Here is an 11,774-nt window from a genome sequence, read left to right as displayed (position 1 = left end):
CTCATATGATCCTTCCATGACCGCGCCACGGCACGCTTCCCAGCGATGGTGACTGCTCATTGTACGTGACGAAACGGTAAGCGTTCGCGGCATGCCAGGCGATAGTCTCCCACGGCCTGGCGCTCCTCGGCACAGAACCGCTCTACCGCCTCGCGAAAACCCGCATGCGGCAAGTAATGCAGCGAAACACTTAGTTCGGGCGAAAAGCCACGCATCAACTTGTGTTCGCCCTGAGTACCGGGATCGAAGCGTTGCAGGCCCTGTTCCAGGCAGTATTCGATACCTTGGTAATAACATGCTTCGAAGTGCAGGCAGTCGGCAACGACTTCACTGCCCCAATAGCGTCCATACAACGTATCACCGCCGCGTAGATAGAGCGCCGCAGCGACCGGCGTATCGCCCTGACGCACCTGCACAAGCATGAGCGCCTCGCCCATCGTCGCGCGCAGCCGCTTGAAGAATGCTTCGCTGAGATAAGGCATCTGCCCGCGCTCGAGATAGGTGATGCGGTAGCAGCGATAGAAATGGGCCAATGCGGCTGCATCGATGTCGTCCCCACTCAGGCGATGCAGACTCACCCCTTGTTCGGCGACCTTGCGACGTTCACGGCGAATCTCCTTGCGCCGTCTTCCCACCATTGACGCCAGGAAGCCCTTGAAATCGCCGTAACCGGCATCGCGCCACTCGAAACGCACCGCCTCACGTCTCAACAGGGCGGGCCACTGCGCTTGCCACTGCGTAATCTCTTGCTCATCGGCGAACAACAAATGCCAACTCGACAAGTCGTCGCCCCGCGCCTCAAGAAAAGCCGCTACCGTCTGTATGGCCTGGGCGGACGAGATGTCGGACGCCACGGCCAGGCGCGGCCCGACGGCAGGAGTGAAGGGAATGGCGCTCAACTGCTTGGGATAATAGCGCCCACCGGCACGCTCCCAGGCCTCGGCCCAGCTCCAGTCGAAGACGTACTCGCCAAAGGAATGCGTCTTGAGATAGTGCGGCAGCACGCCCACCAGGCGCTCGCCCTGCCACAGCGAGAGGTGGCGCGGCACCCAGCCACTCTCGGCGTCTACACAGCCGGTGCTTTCCAGGGCATCCAGAAATTCGTGCCGCAGGAAGGGGTAACTCCTGCCTACCAACGCATTCCATGTTTCGAGCGGGACATCGGCTACGCGCGTCAGTTCCCGTATCTTCACGCCCATCGCCACGCCTCCCGAAGCGGATTCCCGAATATCACGGCTCATGCTAGGGTGAGGCCAACCCATTTCTGGAGCAAGCGATGCCCCGCGTCACGCCCGCGCCATCCACACCACCACCAACGCCGCAGCTCAACACCATGGCCATCGTCGCTTTTGCGCTGAGTGTGCTGGGCATCTTCGTGTTGCCTAGCGCGCTGGGTGGCGTCGTCTGCGGCCATCTGGCACGCCGACAGATCCGTCGTACGAATGAACAAGGCGATGCTTGGGCACTGGCGGCACTCATCCTCGGTTACCTACTACTCCTGCTATCGATCGCGGGCTTGTTATTGTTCGGCGGCTTCATGATCACCATGTTCGGTGTCATGGCCTTCATGTAAGCACTTCACCAGCCGACGCAAAGCCCGGTGGCAGTGGTGCCTATCGTATAGCTGCGCTAAGCTGGCGTCCCCGTTTCGGAACCTCGCCGTATAGGATGCACGATGCTGGATTCGCTCCTCGACAACGACTTTTACAAGTTCACCATGCAAAGCGCGGTCATCAAGCGCTTTCCTTATGCGCGAGCTCGCTATGCCTTTATCAACCGGGGTGACCATACCTTTCCCCCTGGCTTCGCCGAGCGACTACGCGAGGCAGTGGACGCCATGGCGAATCTGTCGCTGACCCTCGAGGAAAAGCGTTACCTGGAACGCACCTGCCCTTATCTCGACCCGACGTATCTCGACTTCCTGTCGGGGTTTCATTACAACCCCGAGGAAGTCGAAATCGTACAACAGGGCGGACACTTCACGTTGCGCATCGAGGGGCTCTGGTATCGCACCATCCTCTGGGAAGTACCGCTGATGGCGCTGATCAGCGAAATCTGGTATCAGATGGGCGACGGTCAGCGCGACTCGGATGCGCTCATCGATACTCGCACCCGCGACAAGATCGAGCACTACAAGCGCATGGGCCTGAAGATCGCCGAGTTCGGCACCCGTCGGCGCTACTCTTATGACGTCCACGACCGTGTCGTGGCTTCGCTATGCCATCACGGGAGCGGTACCTTTTCCGGTTCGAGCAACGTTCATCTAGCCATGCGACATGGCGTCAAACCGATCGGTACGCATGCCCACGAATGGTTCATGTTTCACGGTGCGCGCTTCGGCTTCAAGATGGCCAATAGCCTGGCCTTGGAGCATTGGGTAGATGTCTATCGCGGTGACCTGGGCATCGCGCTTACCGACACCTTCACCTCAGCCACCTTCTTCGACAGCTTCGACAAGAAGTTCGCCAAGCTCTTCGATGGCGTGCGTCACGATAGCGGCGACCCACTTGACTTCGCGGCCGCCACCATCGCGCATTACGAGCGCATGGGCATCGACCCACGCACTAAGACCATCATCTTCTCCGATGCCTTGACCCCCGAGCGCGTGGAGCGTATCGACAATTTCTGTCGTGGGCGCATTACCACCGCGTTCGGTATCGGTACCAACTTCACCAACGATGTCGGCGTTACGCCCATGAACATGGTCATCAAGATGACCGAGGCGCGCCCAGAGGGGCAGCACTGGATCCCGGTGATCAAGCTTTCCGACGTCCCCGACAAAAACACCGGCGACGCCGACATGATCGAACTCGCCAAGCGCGTTCTGGCACTCTCTCGGCGCGCCTGATTCACGCCCGGCAGCAATCTAGCGGCACGGCATGGCGCCGCTGGATTGTATGTCAGTCTTGGTTGAGAGCACGATCCAGTGCCACCAGGGCCGATTGCCAAGAGGCCGCGTCGGCGGCGGCATCATAACCCAAGGGCAGATCGAACTCGTCAGCCTTGGCATCGGATCCCGGATTGCTGAAACCATGCTTGGCGCCCGGATACTGCACCACGCGCACCTCAGCGCCCTGATCGCTTAGCGTCTGTGCCATCGACTCCAGCGCATCCGATTCGACAAGGCCATCGGCTTCGCCATTGTGAATCTGCACGATGCCATCGAAGGGCTGCGGGTCGGAGACCGCTTGAGTAGGGCTGCCATGGAAACTGATCGCCGCCTCGATGGGCATGCCCGCCAGCGCCATGTTCATCACCACGCCGCCACCAAAGCAATATCCCAACGCCGCCATGCGATCGCCACGCACGTAGGGCTGTTCTCGCAGCTTGGCCATGGCCGCTTCGAGGCTCGCGCGCGCCGTCGGCCAATCGCTCATCACACGCTTGGAAAACGCCTGCGCATCGTCGGGATGCCGGGCATTCTTACCTTCACCGTACATATCGACCGCCAAGGCGACGAAACCCAGCGCCGCCAACTGGTCAGCGCGTGACTTGGCGTAATCGTTGAGGCCCCACCACTCATGCACCAACAACACCGCCGGGCGCGGCTCCTCGTCATTGACGTTGCGTGCCAGATACCCCTGATACGTTTCCCCACCAGTGGAGTATTCGAACGTCTCGCCGACGACCTTCGGGCCTTCCACGGTCTCCGCCCAGGCACCGAGGCTCAGCATGCTCAGCAAACAGGCCAGCAGAATTCGCATCATGTTTTTCTCCTTGATTACTACGCCGTGTCCGGCTAACGCTCGGCGATGTGGCATACGAGAGTCGGGTAATTGCATAACGTCGTGTTCATACGGGTTGCGGTGGCGCTTGATGCACACGGTTGCGGCCGTTGTGCTTGGCGGCATAGAGCCCCATGTCGGCACGGTGTAGCAGCGACTCCATCCCCTCGCGGGATTGGCGTTCCGCCACACCAAAACTTACTGAGAAACTCAGCCATTCGCCATGAAATTCGACCCGTACGCTTTCGAATTTCTTGCGCAGTCGTTCGGCCAGCAACGCCGCGTCGTTTAGCGACTGACTGGTTAACATCAGCGAGAATTCTTCACCACCGATGCGTCCGAACACATCGTGATCGCGCAACGCAGTGCGACATATCTCGCCCACACAAGCCAACACCAGATCGCCGGCCGCATGCCCCCAAGTGTCGTTGATCGTCTTGAAATGGTCGATATCGAAAATCACCAGGGAAACACGTTGCGACACATGATCGGCGGCCTCCAGGCCACTACGCAAGCAACTCAAGTAAGCGCCACGATTGAGCGCCCCGGTGAGGCTATCAGTTGTCGAAAGCTCATGCAGACGATGCTCGCGATGCTTGCGGTCGGTAATGTCGCGGGCCACCGCGAGGATCCACTCGTAGCGTTCACTGGCAGGATTCAAATAAGGCGAGCAGCAAGTCTCCAGCCACACATAATGACCTAGCCGGTGACGCATGCGGAGCTCCATGCGCAGCGGCTCGCCATGACGCGAGGCATCGTGAATCAGGCGCTGCACGCGCGGCGCATCATCCGGCGGCAACAATTCCAACAATCCACGCTCATGCAAGGTTTCGGGACGATGCCCGAGCAGGTCGCGTATCGACGGCGACGCGAAGCGGCATTCCCCATCAGCATCCATCAACAGGATGGCATCGCTGACATTTTCGACGATAAAACGATAACGACGCTCGCTGTCTGCTAGTGCCTCCAGACGGGCCAGCGCCACCCGCGTCTCGCTGATATCGGCCAGAGAACCGATCAACTCGATCACATCGCCCGCGGCGTCACGCTGCACCGCTATATCGTCTTGCATGTGGCGAACATGCCCTTCGGCGCACACGATGCGGTAATACAGGCGAATACGCGACTCGCCCGCCGCCAGCCTCGCGAACAGGCATGCTTCGACTTCCTGGGCATCGCACACATGCTCGAGCCACAAAGTCGGAGTAGATTGAAGTTGCGCCCGAGTAGCGCCGATCAGCGTGGCGAGATTATAGCTGACGTAGTGCAGATCGTTACGCCACCAGCCGGGGCCGGTCGCATATAGGATGGCGGGAGAGCCCTCCAGCAATGCATCGCAATCGCTGGGAAGCGTGGAGAAACCCTTCGCGGCCGGTATGTCCATAATGAGTCATCGCCCCACTTCACAGGCTTCGTGACGAATTCACACGACCGCTGACTCGACGAAGGCACAAGCGGGCTACCGTACCCCGCCGGTGCGCCGCTGCGGCGGCGAGACCGGTGACGCCTCCGGCTCGGCTTGCTCAACGGGTCGGCGATCATGCGTTTCGAGATAGGCCGACACCAGGGTGCGCAGCTCTTCAATGCTCAACGTCACACGCTCGCAACGGGACTGCCCCGACCAAGCGACGTAGACGGCAGGCGTGTCACGCGATTGATCGACACCGGTGATCTTTCCTTGGCGATTGCGGTGTCCGTCGCGCAGCATGACACCGACTAGCCGATGAGCCTGTTGCACAAAATCGCGCATGATGCCCGTTCCGTTGATGAGAAATGATGCATGCCCTTCATAGTCTATCACAGGAAGGGGATAAACCCGACCATGACGTGATTCTGGAACCATAATGGCACTTTCGTCATTCTCTACAGGGCAGGAGCTTAGGCATCGTCACGAAAGTTGCAATACGCCAATGGCAATGCGGTGCTGCCTTACTTTGAACATCGGCCGGGGGGTGTCGAATCTTGAGTGTCCCGGCAGAAAAAAGGCGCCCTGAGGCGCCTGATTTCCCGGGTACCTGACGTACCCGATGGGGAGCGAGAGCGAACGGACAACGATCGAGCGGAGCCGTGAGTGCGCGAGACGTGTATCCGGACGCTCCCACACGGGGTGGTTACGTCACCGACGACGACCTTACTTGGCCGCGTGCATTGCCAGTGCCGTATCCAGCATACGGTTGGAGAAACCCCACTCGTTGTCGTACCACGCCATCACCTTGACCAGACGGCCGTTGACGCGCGTGTGATTGGCATCGAAGGTGGACGAGTTCGCATCGTGGTTGAAGTCGATCGACACCAGTGGCTGGGCGTTGGAGGCCAGTACCGGAGAGTCCTCGGCCGCCTTCTCGACGATGGCGTTGATTTCTTCCTGAGTGGTTTCACGGCCGGCAGTAAAGGTCAGATCGACCAGCGACACATTGATGACCGGCACGCGGACCGCCAAACCATCGAACTTGCCTTCGAGCTCGGGCAACACTCGTCCTACGGCCGCCGCAGCGCCCGTCTTGGTAGGAATCATCGACTGGGTCGCACTACGCGCCCGGTAGGGATCCTTGTGGTAGACATCGGACAGATTCTGGTCGTTGGTGTAAGCATGCACCGTCGTCATCAAGCCATTTTCGATGCCCACCGCATCGTTGAGCGCCTTGGCGACCGGCGCCAGGCAATTGGTGGTGCAAGAGGCGTTGGAAACCACACGATGCTCACTGGTCAACACGTCCTCGTTGACACCGAACACCACCATGGCATCGGCATCGCCGCTGGGTGCGGAGATCAACACACGTTCGGCACCAGCCTCGAGGTGCTTGGCGGCGGCGTCACGCTTGGTGAAGAGCCCCGTGCACTCCATGACCAGATCGACATTCAGCGATGTCCAAGGCAAGGCGGCCGGATCACGCTCGGATAATATGCGAATGCGGTCGCCATCGACGTTCAGCGACTCGTCGTCGTGCCCCACCTCGAACATGAAGTGCCCATGCACGCTATCATGCTTGAGTAGGTGGGCGTTGAGCGACGGGTCGCCCAGATCGTTGATGGCCACGACCTCGACGCGGTCGCGATAACCGTTTTCGTAGAGAGCCCGCAGGACGTTACGCCCGATACGCCCAAACCCGTTGATTGCAATACGCAGCGTCATAATGGCTTCCTCCTTTGATTGGCGTGACCCCAAGGATACGATAAGTATCTTTTGGAAGAATACTACAGCTATCCCCTTAATTTGGGCAAAAGACGCACGACCATCAAGGTATTTTTTGCTAAATTTACTTACATGATCACCCAACGCACTTGATGAGGTCCTGACATGCCACTGAATCAGACCGTTGCCGACGTTACTCGCCGCATCGAAGAACGCTCCAAGGAACGCCGGGCGCTCTACGAAAAGCGCATGCACGATCAGTACAAGCGCGGGGTCCACCGCAGCGATCTCAGTTGCGGAAACCTTGCTCATGGTGTCGCTTCCTGCGGCAGCCAGGACAAGAATCAGCTCAAGCTGATGAACTCCGCCAACCTGGGCATCATCTCGGCCTACAACGACATGCTGTCGGCGCACCAGCCCCTCGAGACCTTCCCCGCTACCATCAAGGATGCCGCTCGACAAATGGGCTCGACCGCCCAGTTCGCTGGTGGCGTCCCCGCCATGTGCGACGGCGTGACCCAGGGCCAGCCCGGCATGGAGCTGTCACTGTTCTCACGCGATGTCATCGCCATGGCCACGGCGGTAGGCCTGTCGCACAACATGTTCGATGGCGCGCTCTACCTCGGGGTATGTGACAAGATTGTCCCGGGGCTGTTCATTGCAGCGGCGCGCTTCGGCCACCTGCCGGCCACTTTCGTGCCCGCCGGCCCGATGCCCAGCGGCCTGCCCAACAAGGAAAAAGCCCGCGTCCGCCAGCTGTTTGCCGAGGGCAAGGCGACGCGTGAAGACCTGCTGGAAGCCGAGTCGCAGTCCTATCACAGCCCCGGCACCTGCACCTTTTACGGTACCGCCAACTCCAATCAGTTGATGATGGAGATGATGGGTCTGCACCTGCCGGGCACATCGTTCGTCAATCCCGGTACCGAGATGCGCGAGGCACTCACCCAGTTCGCCACCCAACAGACGATTCGCAACACCGAGCCGGGTGGCGATTATCGGCCTTTCTACAAGCAGATCGACGCCCGTGCCATCGTCAATGCCATCGTCGGCCTGCTCGCCTCGGGCGGCTCCACCAACCATACCCTGCACCTGGTGGCCATGGCCGCTGCTGCGGGGCTGACCTTGACCTGGGACGACTTCACCGACCTTTCCGCGGTGACACCGAGCCTGATGCACGTCTATCCCAACGGCCAGGCAGACATCAACCACTTCCAAGCCGCAGGCGGCATGAGCCTCCTGTTCCGTGAACTGCTCAAGGCCGGGCTCATCCACAGCGACATCCCGACCGCGTTCGGTACCGACATGACGGCCTACACCAAAGAGCCCTTCCTTGAAGACGGCGAACTGATCTGGCGTGAAGGCCCCGAGCAAAGCCTCGACGAGGACGTCCTGCGTCCGGTATCGAACCCCTTCTCCCCGACCGGTGGGCTGACGGTGCTCGACGGCAACCTGGGACGCGGCGTAATCAAGATCTCCGCCGTGAAGCAAGAAAATCGCCTGGTTGAGGCGCCCATCCGGATTTTCGAGGATCAAAACGATCTCCAGGGCGCCTTCGAAGCTGGCGAACTGGACCGCGACGTCATCGCCGTCGTCCGCTTTCAGGGCCCCCAGGCTAACGGCATGCCCGAGCTGCATAAGCTCACGCCCTATCTTGGTGTCCTGCAGGACCGCGGCTATAAGGTCGCGCTGGTGACCGACGGCCGCATGTCCGGCGCCTCCGGCAAGGTCCCCGCGGCGATCCACATGACACCCGAGGCCCTCGACGGTGGCCCGTTGGGCAAGCTTCGCGACGGCGATGTCGTGCGCCTCGACGCCGACAACGGTAGCCTGGAAGTAAAACTCGACGCACAGACCTGGGCGCAACGCGAGCAGGCTGTCGGCGATCTCGACCACTACCATGTAGGGCTGGGGCGCGAACTGTTCGGCGGCTTCCGTCAGCTCGCCATGCGCGGCGAGGAAGGCTGCAGCGTGCTGGGCGGCTTCGAGGCCGACGACCTAGCTCGCCAAGGCGCGCACATTCAAGGCGAGGATGCTTGAATGAGCCGACCTGCCTTGATTGGCGACATCGGCGGCACCAATGCCCGCTTCGCCTTGGTGACGCCGGGAGAGTTCGATCTTCAGGCCATTCGAACGCTTCCTTGTGCGCATTATCCAACACTCTCCGAAGCGATTCGCGCCTACCTCGACGAGGTGGGTGCGGAAGTACCCCGCGAAGCCTGCCTCGCCTTCGCCTGCCCCGTACACAACGATGAAGTCCGCATGACCAACAACGCCTGGTGCTTCTCCAAGCGCCAGGTCACCGAGGAGTTCGGCTTCGAGCTGTTCAAGGTCATCAACGACTTCACCGCGCAAGCACTCGGTGTTCCCCACGTGGATGCCAAGGACCTGGTCCCGCTAGGGGCCGGCGAAGCCGCGCCAGGCAGCACAAGATTGATTTTTGGCCCTGGCACCGGCCTGGGCATGGCAGGTCTTTTTCCCGGTCAGCACGACTGGATACCCCTTCCCACCGAGGGTGGGCACGTGTCCTTCGCGCCCACCGATGCACATGAGCGCGAGCTGCTGGCGTACTTTCACCAGCACTACGGGCGCGTCTCGGTGGAGCGTATTCTCTGTGGTCAAGGCTTGCTGGATCTTTATCGCGCGAATGCGTATCTAGCCAAGCAGATTGCCCACTACAACACGCCCGCCGAGGTGACCGGCGCGGCACGCGCTGGCGACCCACTCGCGCGCCAGTCTCTCGAACGCTTTCTCAAAATCCTCGGCGATGTCAGCGGCGATGCGGCCTTGATGCTCGGTGCGCGCGGCGGCGTCTATCTGTGTGGCGGTATCCTGCCGCGCCTTCTCGATTGGCTACCCCATAGCCACTTCCGCGACGCCTTCACCGACAAAGGGCGTATGCACGCGTACACTGCTCACATTCCCGTGTGGGTAGTCACGGCACCCTGGAATGGCCTGCTGGGTGCCTGCGAAGCGTTACATAACGAGGAGGTGACATGATTCCCGATTCCCTGCGTCAGTTGCTCGATGCGACTCAGGGGCAGCGCGAAGCCGAATGGCAAGAACGCCGCGTGCTGTTGTTCAATGCCGACTGGGGCGAATTGGCGGTCTCGCTGCAAGGCGCCCAGATATTGCACTATTTGCCTTTCGCCCCCGAACCCGGGCGAGCTGCAGGCGACTTACCTTTCGCCCCCGAAGCCGGGCCAGCCGCTGGCGCCCAACCTGCACCCGGCACGGAGGATGGCTGGTTGTGGGTAACGCCCACGCCACAAGCATTGCCGGGTACGATCCGCGGCGGCATTCCGGTGTGCTGGCCATGGTTTGCCGACGAGTCGCCGGACGGTCGCGGCCCCATGCACGGTACTGCCCGCCAAGCCGAGTGGCGACTGGACGGTATCGACGAGGAGGAAGAAGGCGTTGAAGTACACCTGTCGCCGACAACGCGCCTCGACGAACAACTCGCGCCCCGTGTGATGATCCACGCTAGCGCCCGGCGCCTGCATGTTGAGCTGATTACCGAACACCTCGGTGAAACACCCGTGAAACTGACTGCGGCATTGCATAGCTACCTGAGTGTCGCGCATACGCACCAATGCCGTATCGAGGGCTTGGCCGGCGCGCGCTACCTGGACAAGCGCCAGGACTTTTCCGAGGCGCATCAACAAGGCGAGCTCGGCGTGCGCGGTCCATTGGATCGTATCTACGAATCCAATCGTCCAGTCGTGCTCGACGACGGCGCACGTCGCCTTCAGATTGCCAAGCAAGGCAGCGACTCCACGGTAGTTTGGCATCCCGACGCCGACTTGCCCGACGACACGCCCACCGACGTCGGTTACCGTTTCCTGTGCATCGAAGCGGCCTGTACACGCATCGATCCCGTATGGCTGGTGCCTGGCGCCCAGCATCTCCTGGCCACCACCCTGACCCGAGAGGACCTTGCGCAATGAGCGATGAGCTGACTTTCGATGTCCCGTTCGTGCTAGGCATGATGCGCCTTCACGAGCGTCCCGAGTTAGCAGGCGCCACGCGCTTGGCCGACTGGATCGAAGCACGCCTCGATGAAGGGCTCGATTGGTTCGATCACGCTGATATCTACGGCAATCGTGAGTGTGAACGACTGTTCGGCGAGGCCTTGGCACGACGCCCAGCGCTCAAGGCCCGCGTCAAGGTAATCACCAAAACCGATATCGTGCTGCCCGCACGTGACACATCGCGTTTCGGGGTCAAGCATTACGATACCTCCCCCGAGTATCTGAATGCGCGAATCGATGCTTCGCTGGAGCAGCTTGGCGTCGAGCGCCTCGATCACTTCCTGCTACACCGCCCCGATCCGCTACTCGATGCCTCTGCCACTGCAGCCGCACTGGATGCCGCCATCGACGCCGGCAAGGTCGGCGCAGTGGGTGTTTCCAACTTCCTGCCCGAGCAGTGGCGACGCCTGCAGGCCGCCATGCGCCACCCGCTCGGCGCACATCAGTTTGAGCTGTCGCTGGCACGTCCGGAAGTGCTTTTCGATGGATTCTATGATGCCGTGATCGCCGACGACCTTGCGCCTATGGCCTGGTCGCCACTAGGTGGAGGACTGGTCTTCGAGGATGTCCTGGGCAGCGCGCTGGAGCATTTCGCCGAAGAGTTCGAGTCGAGCACCGCCGGATTGGCCCTGGCTTGGCTACGACGCTTGCCGGGCCACCCCGCGCCAGTCATCGGCACCCTCAAGGAAAGTCGTATTCAAGCCTTGCACCGTGACAGTAACCTGACGCTGGATCGGGCCACTTGGTTCGCATTGCTCGAAGAGGCTCGCAGTCACCGTGTGGCCTAGCCGACGTTTCGCATGCGGCTTTCGTCGAATGAGCATTGTGGGCCCGACGGCAAGCTGACACGATTCATCCAACCGACCCGCGTGGTCATGCCGCTCGATT

General features: G+C 60.9%; 11 protein-coding genes. 6 read left to right on the top strand and 5 right to left on the bottom strand.

Annotated features, from left to right (window positions below):
* Positions 1-56: 56 nt before the first annotated feature.
* Positions 57-1,199 carry a GNAT family N-acetyltransferase gene (locus tag L1075_RS02890; protein ID WP_246939937.1) on the bottom strand — a complete coding sequence of 381 codons (1,143 nt, stop codon included), beginning with the start codon at positions 1,197-1,199 and terminating at the stop codon, positions 57-59.
* Between the two features lie 77 nt (positions 1,200-1,276).
* Here L1075_RS02890 and L1075_RS02885 point away from each other — a divergent pair, with 77 nt between their 5' ends.
* Positions 1,277-1,573: a DUF4190 domain-containing protein gene (locus tag L1075_RS02885; RefSeq protein WP_040244432.1), complete on the top strand. Its 297-nt coding sequence runs from the start codon at positions 1,277-1,279 to the stop codon at positions 1,571-1,573.
* A 102-nt stretch (positions 1,574-1,675) separates the two neighbouring features.
* Positions 1,676-2,848: a nicotinate phosphoribosyltransferase gene (gene pncB / locus L1075_RS02880; protein ID WP_040244435.1), complete on the top strand. Its 1,173-nt coding sequence runs from the start codon at positions 1,676-1,678 to the stop codon at positions 2,846-2,848.
* 52 nt (positions 2,849-2,900) lie between these two features.
* On the opposite strand, the gene L1075_RS02875 is transcribed toward pncB, so the two are convergent.
* From L1075_RS02875 to gap, 4 genes are all read right to left on the bottom strand, one after another.
* Entirely contained in the window at positions 2,901-3,707 is an 807-nt protein-coding gene (locus L1075_RS02875) for a dienelactone hydrolase family protein (RefSeq protein ID WP_246939725.1), read from the bottom strand.
* A gap of 85 nt (positions 3,708-3,792) precedes the next feature.
* A complete protein-coding gene (locus L1075_RS02870) occupies positions 3,793-5,109 on the bottom strand; it encodes a sensor domain-containing diguanylate cyclase (protein WP_246939722.1) in 1,317 nt (438 codons plus the stop codon).
* Between the two features lie 75 nt (positions 5,110-5,184).
* Positions 5,185-5,475, bottom strand: a complete 291-nt coding sequence (locus L1075_RS02865) for a hypothetical protein (RefSeq protein ID WP_040244441.1) — start codon at positions 5,473-5,475, stop codon at positions 5,185-5,187.
* A gap of 381 nt (positions 5,476-5,856) precedes the next feature.
* Entirely contained in the window at positions 5,857-6,858 is a 1,002-nt protein-coding gene (gene gap / locus L1075_RS02860; RefSeq protein WP_040244442.1) for a type I glyceraldehyde-3-phosphate dehydrogenase, read from the bottom strand.
* Positions 6,859-7,023: 165 nt separating this feature from the next.
* Between gap and edd the strand changes: the two genes are divergently transcribed.
* The 4 genes from edd to L1075_RS02840 are packed head-to-tail and all read left to right on the top strand — an operon-like array spanning position 7,024 to position 11,674.
* Positions 7,024-8,895: a phosphogluconate dehydratase gene (gene edd / locus L1075_RS02855; protein ID WP_246894308.1), complete on the top strand. Its 1,872-nt coding sequence runs from the start codon at positions 7,024-7,026 to the stop codon at positions 8,893-8,895.
* On the top strand, positions 8,896-9,855 hold the full coding sequence (glk, locus tag L1075_RS02850) for a glucokinase (RefSeq protein WP_246939719.1): 960 nt from the start codon (positions 8,896-8,898) through the stop codon (positions 9,853-9,855).
* On the top strand, positions 9,852-10,802 hold the full coding sequence (locus tag L1075_RS02845; RefSeq protein ID WP_246939716.1) for a D-hexose-6-phosphate mutarotase: 951 nt from the start codon (positions 9,852-9,854) through the stop codon (positions 10,800-10,802). Before glk ends, L1075_RS02845 begins: the two co-directional genes overlap by 4 nt.
* Positions 10,799-11,674 (top strand): aldo/keto reductase, encoded by an 876-nt coding sequence (locus L1075_RS02840; RefSeq protein WP_178997793.1) that lies wholly within the window; start codon positions 10,799-10,801, stop codon positions 11,672-11,674. Before L1075_RS02845 ends, L1075_RS02840 begins: the two co-directional genes overlap by 4 nt.
* The last annotated feature ends 100 nt before the right edge of the window (positions 11,675-11,774 follow it).

This window comes from Chromohalobacter beijerinckii (assembly GCF_023061185.1).
GTDB lineage: Bacteria > Pseudomonadota > Gammaproteobacteria > Pseudomonadales > Halomonadaceae > Chromohalobacter > Chromohalobacter beijerinckii.
Note: the sequence above shows the minus strand (reverse complement) of the source record. Positions and strands in the feature narration are given on the sequence as shown.